Source organism: Pedobacter folensis (assembly GCF_056490665.1).
In genome coordinates, this window is the sequence record NZ_JBWJIF010000001.1 from 1,675,247 (window position 1) to 1,695,908 (window position 20,662).

At 39.2% G+C, this 20,662-nt stretch carries 17 protein-coding genes; 11 read left to right on the forward strand and 6 right to left on the reverse strand.

Annotated elements, in window-relative coordinates:
* Positions 1–42: 42 nt before the first annotated feature.
* Entirely contained in the window at positions 43–645 is a 603-nt protein-coding gene (locus AC04QZ_RS06575; protein ID WP_057933366.1) for an LURP-one-related/scramblase family protein, read from the reverse strand.
* 360 nt (positions 646–1,005) lie between these two features.
* Here AC04QZ_RS06575 and AC04QZ_RS06580 point away from each other — a divergent pair, with 360 nt between their 5' ends.
* Positions 1,006–1,851 (forward strand): CvfB family protein, encoded by an 846-nt coding sequence (locus tag AC04QZ_RS06580; RefSeq protein ID WP_478357087.1) that lies wholly within the window; start codon positions 1,006–1,008, stop codon positions 1,849–1,851.
* Between the two features lie 317 nt (positions 1,852–2,168).
* On the opposite strand, the gene AC04QZ_RS06585 is transcribed toward AC04QZ_RS06580, so the two are convergent.
* The 3 genes from AC04QZ_RS06585 to AC04QZ_RS06595 all read right to left on the reverse strand — a co-directional run bounded on the left by AC04QZ_RS06585 (position 2,169) and on the right by AC04QZ_RS06595 (position 5,800).
* Entirely contained in the window at positions 2,169–2,840 is a 672-nt protein-coding gene (locus tag AC04QZ_RS06585; RefSeq protein ID WP_086547020.1) for an MCP four helix bundle domain-containing protein, read from the reverse strand.
* Positions 2,841–2,972: 132 nt separating this feature from the next.
* Complete coding sequence (locus AC04QZ_RS06590) at positions 2,973–4,406, reverse strand: ATP-dependent DNA helicase (protein WP_478357088.1); 1,434 nt, start codon at positions 4,404–4,406, stop codon at positions 2,973–2,975.
* A gap of 254 nt (positions 4,407–4,660) precedes the next feature.
* The gene (locus AC04QZ_RS06595) at positions 4,661–5,800 is read right to left on the reverse strand and encodes a putative sensor domain DACNV-containing protein (RefSeq protein WP_478357089.1); all 1,140 of its coding nucleotides are present in this window, start codon (positions 5,798–5,800) and stop codon (positions 4,661–4,663) included.
* 357 nt (positions 5,801–6,157) lie between these two features.
* Here AC04QZ_RS06595 and AC04QZ_RS06600 point away from each other — a divergent pair, with 357 nt between their 5' ends.
* The 5 genes from AC04QZ_RS06600 to AC04QZ_RS06620 all read left to right on the forward strand — a co-directional run bounded on the left by AC04QZ_RS06600 (position 6,158) and on the right by AC04QZ_RS06620 (position 9,869).
* Positions 6,158–6,964 (forward strand): DUF3822 family protein, encoded by an 807-nt coding sequence (locus tag AC04QZ_RS06600; protein ID WP_478357090.1) that lies wholly within the window; start codon positions 6,158–6,160, stop codon positions 6,962–6,964.
* Positions 6,955–7,491: a 16S rRNA (guanine(966)-N(2))-methyltransferase RsmD gene (rsmD, locus tag AC04QZ_RS06605; protein ID WP_478357091.1), complete on the forward strand. Its 537-nt coding sequence runs from the start codon at positions 6,955–6,957 to the stop codon at positions 7,489–7,491. The genes AC04QZ_RS06600 and rsmD overlap by 10 nt, the downstream gene beginning before the upstream one ends.
* Before the next feature lie 494 nt (positions 7,492–7,985).
* Entirely contained in the window at positions 7,986–8,447 is a 462-nt protein-coding gene (gene coaD, locus AC04QZ_RS06610) for a pantetheine-phosphate adenylyltransferase (RefSeq protein ID WP_478357092.1), read from the forward strand.
* Between the two features lie 323 nt (positions 8,448–8,770).
* On the forward strand, positions 8,771–9,274 hold the full coding sequence (locus AC04QZ_RS06615; RefSeq protein WP_478357093.1) for an RNA polymerase sigma factor: 504 nt from the start codon (positions 8,771–8,773) through the stop codon (positions 9,272–9,274).
* The gene (locus AC04QZ_RS06620; protein ID WP_478357094.1) at positions 9,264–9,869 is read left to right on the forward strand and encodes a hypothetical protein; all 606 of its coding nucleotides are present in this window, start codon (positions 9,264–9,266) and stop codon (positions 9,867–9,869) included. The genes AC04QZ_RS06615 and AC04QZ_RS06620 overlap by 11 nt, the downstream gene beginning before the upstream one ends.
* Before the next feature lie 87 nt (positions 9,870–9,956).
* On the opposite strand, the gene AC04QZ_RS06625 is transcribed toward AC04QZ_RS06620, so the two are convergent.
* A complete protein-coding gene (locus AC04QZ_RS06625) occupies positions 9,957–10,568 on the reverse strand; it encodes an NUDIX hydrolase (RefSeq protein ID WP_086547028.1) in 612 nt (203 codons plus the stop codon).
* A 435-nt stretch (positions 10,569–11,003) separates the two neighbouring features.
* Between AC04QZ_RS06625 and AC04QZ_RS06630 the strand changes: the two genes are divergently transcribed.
* Positions 11,004–11,870: a hypothetical protein gene (locus tag AC04QZ_RS06630; RefSeq protein ID WP_478357095.1), complete on the forward strand. Its 867-nt coding sequence runs from the start codon at positions 11,004–11,006 to the stop codon at positions 11,868–11,870.
* Between the two features lie 94 nt (positions 11,871–11,964).
* Here AC04QZ_RS06630 and AC04QZ_RS06635 read toward each other — a convergent pair whose 3' ends face one another.
* On the reverse strand, positions 11,965–13,008 hold the full coding sequence (locus tag AC04QZ_RS06635; protein WP_478357096.1) for an NAD(P)-dependent alcohol dehydrogenase: 1,044 nt from the start codon (positions 13,006–13,008) through the stop codon (positions 11,965–11,967).
* Between the two features lie 413 nt (positions 13,009–13,421).
* Here AC04QZ_RS06635 and pyrE point away from each other — a divergent pair, with 413 nt between their 5' ends.
* The 4 genes from pyrE (at position 13,422) to clpB (ending at position 20,407) form a co-directional block, all read left to right on the forward strand.
* Positions 13,422–14,087 carry an orotate phosphoribosyltransferase gene (pyrE, locus tag AC04QZ_RS06640; protein ID WP_086547031.1) on the forward strand — a complete coding sequence of 222 codons (666 nt, stop codon included), beginning with the start codon at positions 13,422–13,424 and terminating at the stop codon, positions 14,085–14,087.
* Between the two features lie 37 nt (positions 14,088–14,124).
* Positions 14,125–14,523 (forward strand): SRPBCC family protein, encoded by a 399-nt coding sequence (locus tag AC04QZ_RS06645; protein WP_029280423.1) that lies wholly within the window; start codon positions 14,125–14,127, stop codon positions 14,521–14,523.
* Positions 14,524–14,666: 143 nt separating this feature from the next.
* The gene (locus tag AC04QZ_RS06650) at positions 14,667–17,342 is read left to right on the forward strand and encodes an alpha-L-rhamnosidase (protein ID WP_478357097.1); all 2,676 of its coding nucleotides are present in this window, start codon (positions 14,667–14,669) and stop codon (positions 17,340–17,342) included.
* Positions 17,343–17,806: 464 nt separating this feature from the next.
* Positions 17,807–20,407, forward strand: coding sequence for an ATP-dependent chaperone ClpB (clpB, locus tag AC04QZ_RS06655; protein ID WP_086547033.1), 2,601 nt, complete (start codon positions 17,807–17,809; stop codon positions 20,405–20,407).
* Positions 20,408–20,662 lie beyond the last annotated feature (255 nt).

Here is a 20,662-nt window from a genome sequence, read left to right on the forward strand (position 1 = left end):
CAGGCTCCTACTTAATATTAACCGTTTAAACAGTTAATTATCCTACTTGCTTTCCTTCAAAACCATATCAATCGTAATTGCGGTAGCTACAATCGCCACTTTTTGATTGCTTTCGGCGTAACTGGGATCGATAGAAACATTATATTTATCGGCCGTGGTAAAAACCTCTTTCAAAGCACCAGCCCATTTTTTGTTGATTTTGCCCATTTCGGCACCTGCATTATTGGTAATGCTAAAGTTCCAGGCTTTCCAATCGCCAGATATTTTTGCAATCTCCTCTCCCGATGTTGGGCTTGAAATGGTAAAAGTTGGCTTAAAGAATTTAAATTTTTGTTTAATAATGCCCACTTCAACACCAAGCGGATCGGTCACAATAATTTTCGACATCCAGAAGGTCCAGCCTCTTGTAATGGTGGCCTGCAACTGGTCGTTGGTATCGGTAATTTCCAGTTTAAAAGGCATCATACGCTTATCAACCAGCAAAGTTAAAGCCTTTTGCCATCCAGAAATACGCTGTTTAATAATCCCGATCTGAGCGCCCTGATCGTTGTAAACCTTATACTCGTTTGCAAACTTCAAAAAGTTTACTTTCTCATCAATAAAATACTCGTCGCTTAAAAAAAATGGAGGAATCTGCTTGTTCATACTGTAGATTTAAATATTAGATAAGCTGCTAAAATATATATTTTTCATTGACTATCCTTAATTTTCTAATACAGCATTAATTACTATAAGAGTCGTCACCCTGAATTTATTTCAGGGTCTTTATTACAAAGAAGATGCTGACCACATAGTAGCTACAAGACAATTGAAAATACTATTTCTACTTGTAAAATAAATTCAGCATGACGTAATGATTAGAAATAGCTTATTTAGTTATATCCTAGCTTTAATTCCAGGCAAAACATTAAGATATCTTTCAACTTCATTTAAACCCAATTTGCCACTAAACATTGCTACCTTTGCAGCAAAAGCCATTGAAGAAAATGGTTAAACCCAAAATACATGATTGAAATAGGAAAATACAACGAGTTAAGAATTTTAAGCAAAACAGAAGCTGGATTAAACTTAACCGACGGCGATAAACTGGTGATCCTGCCTTACCAATACGTTCCAAGCGGCGTAGAAATTGGCGACAATATTAATGTTTTTGTTTTTGTACAGAAAGATGGCCGCTTAACCGGTACAACTCAGAAAGCTTATGCCGAAGTGGGCGATTTCGCTTTTTTGAAAGTGGTTTCTGATGGCGATGATGGCGTATTTATGGATCTGGGCATCGATAAAGATGTGTATGTGCCTGATCGCGAACAAAAAAGGCCAATGCAAAAAGGCTATAAATATGTGGTTTACCTGTATTTAGACGAAAGTAACGACCGCCTTTTGGCTTCTTCTAAACTGTACGATTTTGTGGAAGAAGATGGCTTCGATTTTGAAGAGGGCGACGAAGTAAGTTTATTGATTACCGAAGAAACAGATCTTGGTTTCAATGCCATTATCAACAATACTTATATCGGTTTGCTTTACAATAATGAGGTTTTCGATAATATCCAACCGGGCGAAATGCGTAAAGGATGGATCAAGAAAATCCGCGTGGAAGGTAAAATTGATTTAACCCTGCAACCAAGCGGTTATGGCCATATTCTCGATTCGAAAGAAATGATGTTAAGAGAGCTGAAAAAGAGTGGCGGTGTAATTGAGCTGGGCGATAAAAGCTCTCCTGAAGATATTTATCACCGTTTCCAGATCAGTAAAAGTGCCTTCAAAAAAACCATTGGTTCATTGTATAAAGAGCGCTTGATTATGCTTTCTGACGATTCGATCAGACTGATTACAGATGAGGATGCTGAGTAAGTTAACCACAGATCAAAAGGATACACACAGATAGTATCTATAATTAGCCACTGAGACACAGATTTAACACGGAACAGTTTTTCTGAGATTTCTGTGCCTCCGTGGCCAATATATAAATCGTCATTTCGACTGAAGTGAAACGAAATGGAGAAATCTCTCTAGATAGATCTCTCCATTCCACTCCATTCCACTCCGTTCCAGTCGAGATGACGACACTTTTTATTAGCGTATGTCATTGATAGCGTAGTTGAAGGATCTCCGCTACGATCGAGATGAAGGGCCAATTTCCGTGATTTCCGTGCCTCCGTGGCAAAAACCTAATTCAGATTAAACTTTTCGTTCTGCACCTTCACCGCATTTGATGCCGAAACGATGGCCACGATCATAATCCCGATTACAATAGCCAAAATCACCTGCAAGGTAGAGTAAACCTTGGTTCCCGAAACAAAAATTTCTGATCCTTTAATCAGTTCGTTCCCTACTTTAGATTGTATTTTGATGAGTGCCGAAAGTTTGGCTAAAGTCTGGTTTGCAGCATTTCTACCCATCGATTCATAAATTGCCCTTCCCTCTGTGCCCGCCATGTTCAAAATTTTAGCCTCCAATCCCTGTTGAACAGTTAATGCCTTTTTAAGATCATTTAAAAAACTTTTTTCCTGCTTTACCAATAAAGTGAGTTCGTATTTATTAATTACCGAATCTATTTTACGGTTGTGTTTATTCATTTTCACCATACCAGTTGAGGGATGAACCGCACCATTACCTAACAATGTTTCCTGAAGAATCTCATTTTTATAATACAGATTTTCAGCAATAAAATATAAATCTGTTGCCGGTACCAGCCTGTCATTGTACATCGAAATAAAAGATTCGTTAATCTTCTCTACACTTTTATCTTCCAAAAAACGGATCAATAAGGTGCAGCACATGATGCAAAAAAGCAAGAAAGCAATTTTAAGCTTGTTTTTGAGACTAAAGGCAAATTTCATATTATAATTGGTTAGTATTCTAAACGTCTTAGTAATTATATCTCACTTAGATCGTCACCCTGAATTCATTTCAGGGTCTCTTCATAAGATAGATGCTGATCCCGAACATTCGGGACAGCATGACGGTATCCCCTAAAAGTAGTCTTCCTGCGCAGTCTTCGCAAAAAGCTGAGGCGCAAAATTGACTAAATATAACTCTTTTTTTGCTCGTGTTACTGCAGTGTATAACCAACGGAGAAAATCGAGATCGATCATTTCTTCGGTAAGATAACCCTGATCAGCAAAAACAGCATCCCATTGGCCACCCTGTGCTTTATGACAGGTTACTGCATAAGCAAACTTGATTTGCAGTGCATTATAAAAGGGATCAGCCTTAATGGCCAACATCCGCTGCCGTTTATTGGCAATATGTTCATAATCTTCGTTAAGCCCATCAAAAAGCTTCTTATTTTGTTCGTAAGGCAGGTTTGCACTTTCTAAATTTAAGGTATCCAGCATTACTTTGCAGCTGATCTGCCCTGCAGCCGGGAAATCCATAAACTCCAAAGTAGCATCAGCAAAACGAAAACCATAACGTTCTTCTTCCCCCCTCACCCGGATCACCTTTGCCATATCACCGTTGGCAATAAAAGCGGTATCTTCATTATCGGGCAGCCAGAAATAGTTGTTCCGCACCACCATAATCTGATCGCCTCCCGTTAATTCTTCTTCGCGGTAAAGCAGCCTTGCCCTAATCTGCTGGTTGTATACATTGGCCGATTTATTGGAACGGCAAACCACCAAAGTATTTTCCATACCGAATTTACGGTAAGCATATTCTAAGCCCTCTACTAAACGTGCCCCTGGCATATTGTAAATATCAGTATAACTTTTAGTCAGGAATTTAGGCAATGGATTTTCAGGATTTTTAGCAATCTGGTTCCGCAGCATGGTGGCATTGGCCAGAATGCCCGATTTCTTCCCTTGTCTTACAACTTCCTTTAGCTCAACAGACGAAACGGTTAAGGCAAATTTATCCTTAAGGTACTGCTCGTTCAATGCTGGACTGTCTAAACTCCCTACCGGAGGCAACTGCGCCGTATCGCCCACAAAAAGCAAAAAGCAGTTTTTGGTATTGTACACAAACTCGAGCAGATCTCTCAGTATCGAAGATCCCGTTTCGTTAAACTCGTCAGCTATCATCGAGGCTTCATCGATAATAAACAACGTATTTTCGGAGAGGTTCGGCGCTAGCTGAAACTGCATTTCGGGCGATGCTGCTGAGCGTTTACGGTAAATCCGTTTATGTATGGTTAAAGCTTTTCGGTATGAATACTGGCTCATTACTTTCGCTGCCCTTCCCGTTGGTGCAAGCAGTTCACTACGCAAATTAAATTGCTTCAGTACCTTCACTAAAGCCGCTACAGAGGTCGTTTTACCCGTACCCGCGTAACCTTTAAGCACAAAACAGCGGTACTCATCGTCCTGTTGCAAAAACACCGACATCCGTTCGCAAAAAAGCAATTGCTCCCTGGTAGGCGTATGTTCGTATGCAGAAGCGATAAGCTGGCTTTTATCCGGGATCATTAATGGTTAATTGTTTAAATGGTTAATCGGTTAACTGTTTTCAGGACAAAAATAAAACCTGAGTTTTTAGCATCGGCTTAAGTTAACTAAACCGTATTGAAGCGATATCTCCCGATCTAATCGCCTGCTTGTTTTTTTGCAAAGATTTTGATCGGGAATTTAGCGAAAAGACGGACTGCGGCAACCAACTGGCATTACAGTACCTTTTCAAATCAATACAAGGATTATGCGCTTTGCTCCCTGCGCGCTGCTAATTACAAAAGTAAGGTTTCGATGCGATGTGCCATTACCATATTTTGTTTTTTACTAAAGCTGAAAATGGTAAAATGGCCATCCTGAGAGGCGACCAAACCGATAGATTGCGGCTGATCGTTAACAAACTGCGCCACAGAAAAATGCCGCGTACCACCCAATTGTCCGGGATACAGAATTTTATCTTCACCACCAACAATAGGTTCCGAAAAGGCAATCTGTTCTATAGTTGGTTTGCCTTTAGCACGACCGATTTTTGCGCCAAAAGCAATCAGATCAAATTCTTCATTGATGATTGTTGCACCATCAACCGCTGTTAAACCGGCTAAGTGGTCAACCTCTCTACGCACAGCGCCCTGTGAAAATATCTCACTTTGGTTACCACTTTGTTTCGCCAGATTAGACAGGCCACAGAATGGAGGTTCTACCAAATACTGTATGGGGTGGATAATGGATTCTTCCCATTTCGTATCACCTTTAGGTACAATGAGTAATGCCCCACCACGACCATGCGCACGCATAGAAACCGAAAATTGGATCAGGATATTAATCGGGTCGTTCCAGCTGGCTAAAACAGTCAGATCTAATAAGGCCTGCAAAATAGGCGGACAATCTTTATTTGTACAGCTCCTGTCGTCTACGATACGGATCTGCTCGCCTTTTAGCACCGCAACATTGGTAAATTTACCAATGCCGTAAATCCTTCGGTGTTTAATTACGATTAATCCAGGTTCAGACACATCAACAACAAAGCAAAAGTTCGGAATATTGAGGGTTGTACCCCAGATATAAAGTTCGCCATCCTCTTCCCAAACACCCAGGTGAATTCCGGAGCGTTCAATTCCAGGTGCTATTTTGGTGAGGGTATTGGCATTTAAGGCTAGCTTTTTCGCGAAACGTAATGGTTTCGAGGTTTGTTCTGGTGGTAAAAAAGCGATCGAAATCCGTGGCGAATGCCCTTCCTCCTTACGCAAACTGCTCCAAAAAGCAACATCGATTATCGCTTCAATTATTTTTCGATCCGGTTGAGTAGCCAAATCTATCTCACCCTGTGCAATTGCATTTTTATGCAGTTTAACAAAATGTTGCTCAATAGTTGCTGCAATCGTGTTTGCCGCTTTATAGGTAGGCTTATAACTCATGTTCCGAATTTAAGCCGAATATTTCGATTTTTGAATATCAGAAAGGTTTGATTTTGGTAAAAATATTTCGAGGTTTTAACCGCAAATTATACAGAGAGAATATTAACCACAAAGACGCCAAGCACACAAAGTGAATTTTATGTTTTTGGCCAAGCGTCATTCCTCAAGTGAACTTAGGTGTCTCAGGTGGTAAAAATAAAGTTCATTTGTTCATTGAGCAATTAGTAAGTAAGATGGCTAAGAATTATTTCCGTGAACTCCGTGTTTCCGTGGCAAAAAACTAAAGCACTATAAGTCAAAACCAAAAATTTAAGCTCATCTTACCGTTAATCCTCAAAAAAGTCTATTTTTGTTTCAATGAGTAACAATAGTCTCTTATTAGTCGACCCGAATTTTAAAGCTGGTGCATCTGCTAACTGCCATTTATTATTAAAAATAACGAATGACAGCCTTTCTTATGCTGTGGTCAGTAAGGATACAGAGGAGATTAATATCATTTTTGATAAACAAGGTTGTGAAGATGTACAGAAAGAACTGAAATCAGCCTTTGAAACTGATCGTTACCTCTCCTTAAACTATGCAACTGTAAAAGCGGCAATCCATACCTCGAATTTTATTTTCATCCCTGATGAATGGTTTGATGGTGAAAACCTGACCGTTTATGCTAAATATTTAGGTTCTGATGCTAAGGTTTACACTAAACATAACGAGAAACTGGGCTTTAATACTGTTTTTTGTTTAGATGAAGATTTAAAAGCAAATCTGCCCGAAAAAACAGATTTATTTCCACAGTCTGAACCATTAATGGTTTTATTTAATCATTTGGCAGATGAATCTTTATTAATCGATTTTACAGCAATATCTTTCAATGTACTCTACATCAAAGATAAAAAGATCGTTTTTCAGAACCATTATCAATCAGAAAATGCGGAGGAATTTAATTATTTCCTGTTGCTGATGATTGAACAACTGGGTTTAAATGATGCCATTCCCGTTTATTTACAAGGCATTATAAACGAAGATGATGAGCATTATAACTGCTTATTAAAATACTTTAACCAACTTTATTTCTTCCTTCCTGCTGGAAAACAAAATAGCGAATTATTGGCCGATATGCCTAAACACTATTTCAGCGGTCTCCTTGCTTTAGATTTATGCGAATAATTGGTGGCAAATTAAAAGGCATCCGTTTGCAGCCCCCTGCAAATTTACCGGTACGCCCAACTACGGATATGGCCAAAGAAGCACTCTTCAATATCCTCAACAACAAATATGATTTCGAAACCTGTACCGTTCTGGATCTATTCTGCGGTACCGGAAATTTAACTTTTGAGTTTGCCTCACGCGGGGCAGAAAGTATTTTAGCCATCGATATGGATTATGGCTGCATGAACTGGGTTAAAAATACCGCAAAACAACACCAGTTTGATCAAGTTGATGTGCGTAAAGGCGATGTTTTCAAATTATTAAAACAAATGACTGGCGCTTACGACCTGATTTTTGCCGATCCGCCCTACAATATGCCCAACATCCCACAAATTCCGGTGATGGTTAAAGAACAACAATTGCTTAAACCTGACGGTCTGTTAATTGTAGAACATCAAAGTAACATGAAACTGAACAGCCAGCCTGGCTATACCGAAACCAGAAAGTATGGTAATTCGTCTTTCAGTTTTTTTGAGTTTAGTTAGTAGTAAAAAACGATAAAATTTCTTTAGCCACTATAATATTATTTCTTTTTTGAAAGCGTGTAGGCAGTAAGTTGTGGCACCCTTCAGTCGTGCTTTCCATTGCAATCAGGCTTATTGTCAAGGGCCTGCTTCAATCTTATGCCATTGAATTTCTTAATGTCCTTAATTTCTTAATGATAAAACATTAAACCAGATATATTCCGTGTATATCCGTGTTTCCGTGGCAAAAAATACAGAAGACCTGAATCGTCATGCCAAATTTATTTTACAAGTAGAAATAGTATTTTCAATTGTCTTGTAGCTACTATGTGGTCAGCATCTTTTAGTATAAAGACTCTGAATAAATATGCATTGAACTTCTTAATGTCCTTAATTTCTTAATGATAAAACATTAAACCAGATATATTCCGTGTTTCCGTGGCAAAAACAGCTTAATTTGTGTTCTTCGTGTCTTAGTGGTAAATAATTCCGTCATAAAAATCTATATTTGAATCATGAAGATAGCGCTATTTCCAGGCTCATTTGATCCGATCACTATTGCTCACGTAAACATTTTACAACGTGCCACTCCCCTTTTCGATAAAATTGTGGTGGGTATCGGACTCAATAGCGCTAAACAGAATTTCTTAAGCGCAGAGCAGCGCCTTCAAATTTTACAAACTGTTTTTAAAGGCTATCCGAATATCGAAATCCAAACATACGAAGGCCTAACCGTAGATTTCTGCCGAAAAATAGATGCCACCTATATGGTTAGGGGCATCCGTTCAGCTGCTGATTTTGAATATGAAAGAGCCATCGCGCAGATTAACCAGACGATGATGCCAGAGGTAGAAACCATTTTACTCTTAAGCAAACCCGAATACTCAGCCATCAGTTCTACCATTGTACGCGATATTTTAAGAAACCATGGCGATGTAAGTCCATTTGTACCAAAAGAAGCCCTTAGTTTTTTGTAAGAAATTTGGCACCGTTACATTATTCCCCTCTTGCAGAGGGGTGTCCGCAGGACGGGGTGTCAGACCTGTACTCAACTGATCTTAGCGTCTCGCTAAGACATAATTATTTCTACCGAATACCAATTACGAGAGACAAAGTATAGTCTTAGCGAGACGCTAAGACCAGTAAGTGTCCCACCTGCGCGTTAAAGAATACTCATTTTTTGAAGTATCATCCGTGTTCATCCTCTTTATCTTCCCAATATTAACAGGTAGTGCTTAAATTTTATTTAATTTAACCTGTAACGTTTTTTAAAATCGCTTACCAATGGGTTATATATTAAATGAAAGAAACAGAAAACATATTTCTCACCCTGATTAATCAACACAAAGCGATTATACATAAGATTTCGAAAATGTATATGAACGGTTTTGAAGAGCAGCGTGATCTGTTTCAGGAAATTGTATTACAGCTTTGGAAAGCCTATCCCACTTTTAAGGGTAATTCCAAATTTACCACCTGGATGTACCGTGTCTGTTTAAATACAGCTTTAATATACTTTAAAAAGGAGAACAGAAAAGTAGATAAGACACCTTTAGACGAAAATATTGATATAATCGATATAAATGAGAGCGAGGGAAAAGAAGAAAAACTGGCTTACCTGTATACCGCCGTTCAAGAGCTGAATGTGATAGAAAAAGCCTTGATATTTCTCTTTCTCGAAAATCAATCCCATCGCGAAATTGCCGAAAACCTGGGCATCAGCGAGGTAAATGCACGGGTAAAACTGAACAGAACTAAAGAAAAATTACAATCCATCATAAAGAAAAACGGTTATGAATTTTGACGATATAAAAAACGAATGGAATGCTGAAAGTCCGGAAGGAAGTGACATTTCGACCGATATGCTTAAAATAAAACAAGCACATACCCCGATCGACAGGATTAGAGGCAAAATGAAACACGAGTTTTTTTACCAGATCTTCTTTTTGGTTATCATGGCCTTTGTTCCTTACTTTTTTGATTTTTCATCAGCCATGGATCAGGTATTTTTAATGTTTTACGCCATCACTTGTGGTTTTACAGCCTATTACTTTATAAAATTCTACCTCTTCTATAAAAACTCTTACGATATGAGCCTGGATACACGTAAAAACATCCTTTGGTTTTACTACGAAATGAAACTGAATATCGAACTTTATAAAGCCCTGACCTATATTGTTGCCTTTATCGGAATTGCCTTTCTTGCAGTTTACCTGTTTGTAGAAAAGGCTTCCATTTTCTCCAGGATTTTAGGCAAACTATCACCTGTTTACATCTTATTAAACTGCTTTTTCACCATTCTGATTATAGGCGTAATTACCGAGTTATGGGCATGGTATTATTATGGCAAACATTTAAAACAAGTAAAGAAGGTAGTGGATGAACTGGATTATGAATAATCGGTGCAGTCAGATAAAAATATTTGACACCATAGCTACCAAAGGTGCTGAAATAAGTTCAGCAGGACGATCTCTGGGCTAGAACACTTATAGTATTCCTCCGGCTCTTAAAACATCCATAATTGATGGAAAAGTATTTTTAACCACAGGTGAAATGTGGTTTTTGTCTAGCCATACGGCTTCATCAATCCCTTCTTCTTTCTGAGGGACCAATTTCGGTTCGCCTTTAACCTTCATTTTATACCAGTTCGTTTTCTTGATTACCATTTTAGTACCAATCGGGTAAACGTGATAGGTTTTACAAAGTTTTTCTTCGCGTTTAAACACCTTAATGCCGCACTCCTCTTCTACCTCACGAACTGCCGTTTCTTTCATTTTTTCACCTTCTTCAAGCTTTCCTTTGGGTAAATCCCATTTTTTATTTCGAAAAATAAAGAGATAATTTCCATTTGCACTCTCTACCAAACCACCTGCAGCTTTAATAATAGTACAATCTTTCTTTAGTTTTTTAAAGGTCTCCTGGGGATTTTTTGTCAAGAAAATATAGCTCTTCTTCGAACCATTTTTTAGTTTTTTGTAGAACATTTGCAGATCAAAATCCTGGAATTCAAGTTGTTGAATTTTCTCCTTTTGCTCTGGCAAAAAATCTGAGATAAACAAAGTGTTATCGTTGATATAAATTCTATAATTTCTTGGCATATATTTTAAAACACATTAACAGCATAAACTGCGTTTTACAGCAGCCTATTCCTTTCCCGATTACATTTAAAGAGTTCTTTCTGCGAAACCTATATATTTTGCAATGCTCTAAAAGTAGAAAAATTGTTGGGTTATTTATAGGGTATAAAAAAAGGTTACAACAATTAATGTTGTAACCTTATCTAAATTAACGCTCTCAATCAAAGATTGATGCAAGGCTCTCACCCCTTGCTTGCTACAAATATATAATAATTTATTAAAGAGTGAAAAAAAAATATTTTTTAATCCATAATCATCCTATATCACTTGAGGCCAGATACACTAGAATGTAAAAAAAATAGTTAGTAATCTGTATTGGAACATTCAACGGGAAAACAATGGTGAATAATTCCCTCAACGATAATATTTTTCATAATTTTAACCTTTTAATCTGCCATGCCCATACCTTCATTATCCGAAACAGATCTGGAAGCATACCGAAATGATCTTTCTAACCCAGAAAAATCAACAGGTGAACTCTTTATCACATTAACCGGGCTTTATCAGCGTTTTGCCGGCAATGAACAACTATTGGCAAACTTTGAGTATGCCGCCGAACTGCAAAGTTTAGAAAATAGTTACGCTTCTAAAAAAGACCAATACAATAAGGAAATTGCGGAACTCAAAAGGCAGTTTAAACAACTAGACAACCGCATTGTTGCCGCAGAGCAAAAGTTACGTCACGGTATACCCGACGATTTGATGGTAATGGATAAAATTATAGCTGAGCAAGAATCCATCGTTGAAGATCAGGAAAAGCTTAACAATGCCGAATCATCCGTTGTAGAGCAGGTTAGAAAGATAGATATTGCACATGGAAAAGACCTTCAGAAGCTGGAACAGCAACAAAACAATAGAAATACGCCGCTGAACAGTAAATTTTCTGCTTTTAACGAACAGCTCAAACAAGCAGAAAAACGCATTACACTAAAAGCAAGTGCAATCGCCATTATTGCCATTATCGGTATTCCTTTGATTTTAGATTTGGTTCTTGTTTCCTTAGAATTGCCTGCTTTAAGCAAGAATACCAATAACCTGATCTTTACCCATTATATCTTTTTAATCGCGCTGATTTTGGTCGAATTGTTCCTAGCCGAAAAAATCAGGAGCAGGATCTCTGGCATGTTATCTATCTCGTATCTTAAAGATTCGTTAACTACGCTCCAAAACCTGTTGACGGAAAATAAAAAACAGATCTTCAAAGTAGAATCTGAGCACAAGATTTCCCTATCAGAATTTGTAAAGCAAAATTACACTGCCTAGGGAACTGATTTGTTTGATAAACAAATAGGGATTTAGCAACCGTTATTTCCAGTTCCTAAACCCCTATTGATGAAACGCGATCAGATATTCAGATCTATAGCGTAGCCATATCAATTACGAAACGGTAACGCACATCACCTTTTTCCATACGCTCGTAGGCATGGTGGATGTCTTTGATATCAATCATTTCGATATCCGATACGATATTGTTCTCCGCACAGAAATCCAACATTTCCTGAGTTTCGGCAATACCTCCAATACCTGATCCCGCAAGGCTTTTTCTACCACCAAGTAAACTGAAAGCGGCAATTTCTGCTGGCTTAGGCGGAACACCTACGCAAATGTGTATACCATTTGTTCTCAACAAAGAAAGGTACATGTTAAAATCATGTTCTGCAGAAACCGTATCCAGTATAAAATCGAAGGTACCCCTTGCTGCTTTAACCTGTGCCGGATCGGTCGTAACTACAAAATGGTGTGCGCCCAGTTTTTTGGCATCTTCTTCTTTTTTTGGTGAAGTACTCAATACCGTAACTTCAGCGCCAAAAGCTACACCGAATTTCACGGCCATGTGACCTAAACCACCTAAACCAAGTACGGCTAGTTTATGGCCTTTTCCTACTTTCCAGTGTTTTAATGGAGAATAAGTGGTAATACCCGCACATAAAAGTGGGGCTACAGCTGCAAGGTTTAATTTATCTGATACATGAAGCACAAATTCTTCTCTTACTACAATCGAATCCGAATATCCACCATAAGTTGGTGTTTTACCATCTCTTTCTAAACCATTATAGGTCTGCGTATTTCCTTCTAAACAGTATTGTTCTAAATCTTGCTTGCAGTTTTCGCAAACCTGGCACGAATCTACCATACAACCTGTACCGGCAAGATCGCCTACCTTAAATTTCTTCACATGATCTCCAACCTTTACTACCCTGCCCACAATTTCGTGCCCCGGAACCATTGGGAAAATTCCCGGAAACCAATCGTTTTTGATCTGGTGCAAATCTGAGTGGCAAACCCCACAGAAAAGTATCTCAAACTGAACATCATGAGGCCCTACTTCCCGGCGCTCAAAATTCCAGGGTGCAAGATCTGTTTCGGCATTTTGTGCCGCATATCCTTTTGTTGCTATCATAAAAATTTAAATTAATTTTACCATAACAAATGTAAACAGCTTTTGTTAAGAACAATTACGCAAATCAAATAATTCATTGCAAAATTCAAACAATACTTATCATTTACGAGAGATTTTAAAAACGCTATTTGAACGAAAATAATCATTTAATGCTACAAAATTCGTCAGTCTAAAAACTTAGCTAGCCAATATAACATTTACATTCTCTTCTATTTTCAGGCCTTGCCATTCTTTATCACATTGATTTACAGCGCTTGGCAAGAAATAGCTTTTACCATCCATCAAAATTTCCGATATTTGTAGCATTTGGAAGTCGTGATTCAATTCAATTCCCGACATTTTCTTTCCCCGCTAAAACAAGTGGGGCTTAATAAACGTTATGACAAACACAAATAAATCTGTAATTTTGAGCCATGTATAATAAAAGTGATATTGAATTAAAGGTAGCGGAATTTTTATTACAGATAAAAGCAATCAAATTACAACCAAATAACCCTTTTACCTGGGCATCTGGTTGGAAATCGCCGATTTATTGCGACAACAGAATTACCCTTTCCCACCCTCAGGTTAGAACTTACATCCGTCAGAAACTTGCGCAGGCCATTCAGGAAGAGTTTGGTTCAGTAGATGTTATTGCGGGTGTTGCAACTGCCGGAATTCCTCAGGGCGTTTTAGTCGCTCAGGAACTTGGTTTACCTTTTATCTATGTAAGGGCGAAAGCTAAAGAACACGGTACCGGAAGTTTAATTGAAGGTGAAGTGGTAGAAGGTCAGCGTGTGGTGGTTATCGAAGATTTAATTTCAACCGGAAAAAGCAGTTTACAAGCTGTTGAGGCACTAAGAGCGGCAGGATTATCGGTAGCTGGCTTAGCGGCAATTTTCACTTACGGTTTCGAAAAAGCAGACGAAAATTTCGCAGCGGCAAAATGTCGTTACTTAACCCTATCAAACTATGGCGCCTTAATCGATTATGCTGCCGAGCACAGCATTATTGCCAAAAGTGATATGGAATTATTAGGCAAATGGCGTTTAAATCCTTCAGAATGGGGACAAGGACAAGTATTAAGTTCGGAGTCTTAAGTTTTGAGAAAAAACAAAAATCTATAAAAAATATATAATGACTGTTATTGAAAGCGCAGTGGAGGTGAATAAACCAGTTGCAGAGGTTTATGCATTCCTATCCAATATGAACAATCATCAGCAACTGATGCCCGAAAACATCTATAACTGGGAATCTACTGAAGATGATGCTCGTTTTACCATTCAGAACATGGCAAAATTGGCCATCAAAATTTCGAGCCGTATCGAAAATCAGGAAATAACAGCCATTCCGAGTGAAAAAGCACCTTTCGATGTGGAGTTAAAGTGGACTGTAGCAGATAACGGAAACGGAACAACTACAGCGAAACACATTATCTCAGCAGATTTGAACATGATGATGAAAATGCTGGCATCTGGTCCATTACAAAAGTTGGCCGATCACCAAACCGAAAAACTGAAAGAAATATTAGGATAAAAAGTGATTGCACAGATTTAAATGATTGCACAGATACAAAAGACGAGTTAAAGCTCGTCTTTTTTTATGCGTAAAAATTCCATTGTGGTTCTTTTATCAGCATTTTATTTTAATACCTTAGTTTTTTGAATAACCATTAAACTATGAACCTCAGATTTCTACAGGTAACTGCTTTATTTTTTGCCCTCTTTCCTGTTTCCGAAACGTTTGCGCAATCAGTTACAGCCTTGAAAACCGAATATTTGGTTAATCCGATCGGGTTAGACAATCTAACCCCACGTTTTACCTGGCAAATGAACGATGCCAGCCAGGGCGCTAAACAAACTGCTTACCGTATTTTAGTGGATACTGATTCGGCCTCGCTTGTTAAAGCTGAAGCAAAACTTTGGAATACAGGGTGGATAGCTTCAGAAAAAAATCTGATCGTTTATTCGGGCCAGTTACTAAAACCTTTTACCAAATACTATTGGAGGGTTGACATTGCCGATGGAAATCAAAAGAAATCAAATAAGCCATATATCGCCAGCTTCGAAACAGGCATGATGAAAATGGAAAACTGGCAGGGTGCATGGATCTCGGATACCGAAAATATCAAACTTAAACCTGCTCCCTATTTCCGGAATACCTTTACCACAACTAAAAAAATCAAATCGGCCAGGGCATACATTGCCGCAGCGGGATTATACGAACTATCCATCAATGGGAAGAAAATAGGCAACCACCGCATGGATCCGATGTACACCCGTTTTGATAGACGAAGCTTATATGTTACCTATGATGTAACCAATGCCATCAGCAAAGGCAAAAATGCGATAGGTGTATTGCTGGGCAATGGATGGTATAACCACCAATCAACCGCAGTCTGGTATTTCGATCGTGCCCCATGGCGCAATAGACCAACTTTTTGTCTGGATGTGCGCATTACTTACGAAGATGGCACTACCGAAACCATTACATCGGGTAAAGAATGGAAAACAGCTTTAAGCCCGATTATTTTTAATAGTATTTATACCGCCGAACATTACGATGCCCGCCTGGAAAAAGCAGGCTGGAACACCGCAAACTTCGACGATACCGATTGGAAAAATGTGATGTACCGTTCAGCACCCTCTAAAAATATTGTTGCGCAGGTCATGCACCCTATCCGTAATGTGGAGGAAATAGCCAGCAAAAGTTTAAGAAAATTTAATGATACCACCTACCTTTTCGATCTGGGCAGAAATATTTCGGGAGTAAGCAAAATTACAGTGAGCGGACCGGCCGGAACGGTGATTAAACTGAAACATGGCGAGCGTTTATACACCAACGGACATGTGGATATTTCGAATATTGATGCCCATTACCGCCCAACAGATAATACCGATCCTTTCCAAACCGACATTCTGATTTTAAACGGAAAAGGTGCACAAAGTTTCATGCCCCATTTTAATTATAAGGGCTTTCAATATGTGGAAGTAAGCAGCTCCGCGCCCATCGAATTGAAAAAAGAGGACCTGGTTGGCTACTTTATGCACAGTGACGTGCCAGTTGTGGGCGATGTGAAGTCCTCAGAATCAATCATCAATAAAATCTATTACGCCACCAATAATTCTTACCTATCCAATCTTTTTGGCTACCCAACAGATTGTCCGCAACGAGAGAAAAACGGCTGGACAGGCGACGCACAGATCGCCATCGAAACAGGCCTTTATGGTTTTGATGGCATTACCATTTACGAAAAATGGCTCGCCGATCACCGTGACGAGCAGCAGCCAAATGGTGTTTTACCATCCATTATCCCTACCGATGGCTGGGGTTATGAATGGGGCAACGGCCCCGATTGGACCAGTACCATTGCGATTATTCCGTGGAATGTATACCTGTTTTACGGCGACAAAAAATTACTTGCCGATTGTTACGAAAATATCAGGAAATACGTAAACCACATCGATGAAACTTATCCAACAGGCTTAACTACCTGGGGCCTGGGTGATTGGATTCCGGTAAAATCTAAATCGCCTGTCGAACTTACCTCTACCTGCTATTACTATGCTGATGTGCTTATTTTAGCCAAGGCAGCAAAAATTTTAGATAAAAACGATGATTATGAAAAGTACATGGCATTGGCTAAAAAAATTAAAGATGCTTTTAATACCAAGTATTTGAATAAAGAAAAAGGAATTTATGCTTCCGGTATACAAACCGAAATGAGCGTTCCGCTTTATTGGAAAATTGTTCCGGAAGAATCAGTTGCCTTAGTTGCCAAAAATTTAGCCAAACGTGTAGAAGCCGATGGTTTCCACCTGGATGTAGGATTATTGGGTACAAAAGCCATTTTAAATGCGCTGAGCGAAAATGGTTACAGCGACATGGCCTACAAAGTTGCTGCACAAAAAACCTATCCAAGCTGGGGCTGGTGGATGGAAAACGGAGCGACCACTTTATACGAGAACTGGCCTATTGATGCAAAATCGGATATCTCGATGAACCACATTATGTTCGGAGAAATTGGTGCCTGGTTATACAAATCGCCGGGAGGTATTAAACCTGATGAAAAACAGCCTGGCTTTAAACATGTGATATTAGATCCGCACATTATGGAAGGCCTCAGTTCTTTTGAGGCTAGTCATATTGGTCCGTACGGTAAAATTATAAGTGCATGGAAAAAAGTTGATAAAGGAATCAGGTACGATATTACCATTCCGGCAAATTCTACAGCTACTATTAACCTGCCGCTTTCGCCTGGCATGGATAATTATGTAAATGGTAAAATAAACAACACTGGAAAAATAGATTTAGCGGCCGGTAAGTATGTACTTGAACATAAAGCAAAAAAATAATCTATAACATTACCGCCTGGCTTAGATGTACTCAGGTGGCTTAGGTGGTCATTTGTTTTTAGAAAAGCAGCGTTAGTGCTTTTAGGCTATGAAAGTCCCGCTATCCGCTTCAAAGCCTCGGCTCGTACCTCACATTCGGGTTTTATGCTGCTATCGGGTTTATTAAAATGAACCTGATAAAGTGGAAAGCCCGTATCCCGATTTTTCTTCGGGAGCGGACTTGGAGCGATAGCAGGACTGTTCTAACCAACACGGACTGAACCCTGATTTTCAAAATAAGATTAACTACATAAACCACCATGCATATTCGAAACCTGAGAGGTTTAAAAGATCCAACACGACAAATTTTCAGTATAATTCATTAATTATCAGCAATTTAGTCATTAATAATAAAATCTTACCGACAAAATTTCCGATTATAAAATCAAAATTGATGTGGCATTTGTTTTGACCTTAAAGGGAATATGAACTTCAACAATTTTACTATAAAAGCCCAGGAAGCAGTTCAACAGGCTTCTGAAATAGCCCAAGGCAATCAGCAACAGGCTATTGAAACGGCACACCTGCTTAAAGGTTTGCTCACTGTTGATGAAAACGTGGTTTCTTATGTTTTAAAGAAATTAAACGTTAACCTAAATTCATTAAATCAAAACTTAGATGCAGAGATTGCCAAATTCCCGAAAGTGAGTGGAAGTAATGTCTATCTGTCATCTAATGCCAATAGCGTTTTGCAAAAAGCGCAAACATTTTTAAAAGAGTTTAAAGATGAATTTGTATCGGTAGAGCATTTATTATTAGGCATCTTAGCCGTTAACGACAGCACTTCGAAATTATTAAAAGAACAAGGTGTTAACGAAAAAGACCTTAAAAAAGCCATTGTAGAATTGCGTGGCGATAACCGGGTAACCGATCAAAATGCCGAAGCCACTTATCAGGCTTTAAGCAAATATGCCAGAAATTTAAACGAATACGCCGAGAGCGGGAAATTAGATCCGGTAATTGGCCGCGATGAAGAAATCCGTCGGGTTATCCAGATTTTATCCCGCCGGACCAAGAACAACCCGATTTTAATTGGTGAGCCAGGTGTAGGTAAAACGGCCATTGCTGAAGGTATTGCTTTCAGGATTATCAAAGGTGATGTACCCGAAAATTTAAAAAGCAAAGTGGTCTACTCGCTCGATATGGGATCGCTTATTGCAGGCGCCAAATATAAAGGTGAGTTCGAAGAGCGTTTAAAAGCCGTAGTTAAAGAAGTGACACAGAGCGATGGCGACATTATCCTCTTTATCGACGAGATCCACACTTTGGTGGGTGCCGGTGGTGGTGAAGGTGCCATGGATGCAGCGAACATTTTAAAACCTGCCCTTGCCCGTGGAGAGTTGCGTGCCATTGGTGCAACCACTTTAGATGAATATCAAAAATATTTAGAAAAAGATAAAGCTTTAGAGCGTCGTTTCCAGAAGGTAATGGTCGAAGAACCGGATACCCAGGATGCCATTTCGATCCTTCGCGGACTGAAAGAACGTTACGAAACACACCATAAAGTAAGGATTAAAGATGAAGCGATTATCGCAGCCGTAGAAATGAGTCAGCGGTATATCTCAGACCGTTTCTTACCAGATAAAGCCATCGATTTAATGGATGAGGCTGCCTCGAAATTGCGTATGGAGATGGATAGTGTGCCCGAAAATGTGGATGCTTTAGACCGTGAAATTATGCGTTTAGAAATTGAACGCGAAGCGATTAAACGCGAAAAAGATGATAGAAAGGTTAAAGAACTTTCAGAAGAAATTGCCAACCTATCAGCAGAGCGTGATGAATTTAAAGCGAAATGGCAAGGCGAAAAAGACCTGGTAGATGCGGTAAATAACGAACTGGAGCAGATTGAGCACTACAAATTAGAAGCAGAACAAGCTGAACGTGCAGGAGATTATGGCAAAGTGGCCGAAATCCGTTACGGAAAAATTAAAGAAGCACAGGATAAAGTTGAGAAACTAAAAGCCGATTTAGAAAGCCAGCAAAGTGATAGCCGCATGCTTAAAGAAGAAGTTACCGCCGATGATATTGCTGGTGTGGTGGGCCGCTGGACAGGCATTCCGGTTACCAAACTGATTGCCAGTGAGCGCGAAAAATTACTTCACTTGGAAGAAGAATTACACCAGCGCGTAGCAGGTCAGGATGAAGCGATTGAAGCGATATCTGATGCCATTCGCCGTTCCCGTGCAGGCTTGCAGGATAAACGCAAACCAATCGGCTCTTTCATCTTTTTAGGTACTACTGGTGTGGGTAAAACGGAATTGGCAAAAGCCCTCGCTGAATTTTTATTCAACGATGAAAATGCCTTAACGCGTATTGACATGAGTGAATACCAGGAACGTCATGCCGTGTCGCGTTTAATTGGTGCGCCTCCGGGATATGTGGGTTATGATGAAGGCGGACAGTTAACCGAAGCCGTTAGGCGTAAACCTTATTCGGTGGTATTGCTTGATGAGATTGAAAAAGCACACCCGGATGTATTTAATATCCTGCTACAGGTGTTGGATGACGGACGTTTAACCGATAATAAAGGAAGAACGGTGAATTTTAAAAATACCATCATCATCATGACTTCCAACATTGGTGCACATTTAATTCAGGATAACTTCAAAAACTTAAGTGATGAAAACCGTGAGGAAGTAATTGCCAAAACCAAAAACGAACTGTTTGAAGTATTAAAACAAACCATTCGTCCGGAGTTCTTGAACAGGATTGATGAACTGATTATGTTTACGCCGTTAAACCGCAGCGAAATTAGAAATATTGTAAGTTTACAGTTTAAACATGTACAGCAGACACTGGCCGAAATGGGTATAGAAATGGATGCCAGCGACGAAGCTTTAGATTGGCTCGCGCAGTTGGGTTACGATCCGCAGTTTGGTGCGAGGCCGTTAAAAAGGGTTATTCAAAAAAGAATCTTAAATGAGTTGTCGAAAGAGATATTGGCGGGTAAGATAGATAAAGACAGCAAAATTAAGTTGGATATGTTCGATCACAATTTTGTGTTCCTGAACCAAAACGCAGGTTAAAACATTCCAGATCAAATCCCACAGCTTAATTTCTGTGGGATTTTTTTGTTTAATAACTAATTTCTCTGCTATTGACAGACTTTATAGGAAAAATCGTCATCTCGACTGGAACACAGTGGAATGGAGAGATCTGCCTAGACAGATTTAGCTGCGCTGAGCACTTATGTGGTTCCCGACTACGTTGCTATCGCGTGAAATGACAGCCACGTATTGAGCCCTAATTCAAAAATACATTTGAGGTAACTAACATGATAG

Excerpts from the sequence above, each read along its gene's own strand:
- AC04QZ_RS06590 (WP_478357088.1), bottom strand. The coding sequence starts at position 4,406 with ATGATCCCGGATAAAAGCCAGCTTATCGCTTCTGCATACGAACATACG.
- AC04QZ_RS06595 (WP_478357089.1), bottom strand. The coding sequence starts at position 5,800 with ATGAGTTATAAGCCTACCTATAAAGCGGCAAACACGATTGCAGCAACT.
- pyrE (WP_086547031.1), top strand. The coding sequence starts at position 13,422 with ATGTATAATAAAAGTGATATTGAATTAAAGGTAGCGGAATTTTTATTA.
- clpB (WP_086547033.1), top strand. The coding sequence starts at position 17,807 with ATGAACTTCAACAATTTTACTATAAAAGCCCAGGAAGCAGTTCAACAG.
- coaD (WP_478357092.1), top strand. The coding sequence starts at position 7,986 with ATGAAGATAGCGCTATTTCCAGGCTCATTTGATCCGATCACTATTGCT.
- AC04QZ_RS06575 (WP_057933366.1), bottom strand. The coding sequence starts at position 645 with ATGAACAAGCAGATTCCTCCATTTTTTTTAAGCGACGAGTATTTTATT.
- AC04QZ_RS06580 (WP_478357087.1), top strand. The coding sequence starts at position 1,006 with ATGATTGAAATAGGAAAATACAACGAGTTAAGAATTTTAAGCAAAACA.
- AC04QZ_RS06650 (WP_478357097.1), top strand. The coding sequence starts at position 14,667 with ATGAACCTCAGATTTCTACAGGTAACTGCTTTATTTTTTGCCCTCTTT.
- AC04QZ_RS06620 (WP_478357094.1), top strand. The coding sequence starts at position 9,264 with ATGAATTTTGACGATATAAAAAACGAATGGAATGCTGAAAGTCCGGAA.
- AC04QZ_RS06645 (WP_029280423.1), top strand. The coding sequence starts at position 14,125 with ATGACTGTTATTGAAAGCGCAGTGGAGGTGAATAAACCAGTTGCAGAG.
- rsmD (WP_478357091.1), top strand. The coding sequence starts at position 6,955 with ATGCGAATAATTGGTGGCAAATTAAAAGGCATCCGTTTGCAGCCCCCT.
- AC04QZ_RS06585 (WP_086547020.1), bottom strand. The coding sequence starts at position 2,840 with ATGAAATTTGCCTTTAGTCTCAAAAACAAGCTTAAAATTGCTTTCTTG.
- AC04QZ_RS06600 (WP_478357090.1), top strand. The coding sequence starts at position 6,158 with ATGAGTAACAATAGTCTCTTATTAGTCGACCCGAATTTTAAAGCTGGT.
- AC04QZ_RS06615 (WP_478357093.1), top strand. The coding sequence starts at position 8,771 with ATGAAAGAAACAGAAAACATATTTCTCACCCTGATTAATCAACACAAA.
- AC04QZ_RS06625 (WP_086547028.1), bottom strand. The coding sequence starts at position 10,568 with ATGCCAAGAAATTATAGAATTTATATCAACGATAACACTTTGTTTATC.
- AC04QZ_RS06630 (WP_478357095.1), top strand. The coding sequence starts at position 11,004 with ATGCCCATACCTTCATTATCCGAAACAGATCTGGAAGCATACCGAAAT.
- AC04QZ_RS06635 (WP_478357096.1), bottom strand. The coding sequence starts at position 13,008 with ATGATAGCAACAAAAGGATATGCGGCACAAAATGCCGAAACAGATCTT.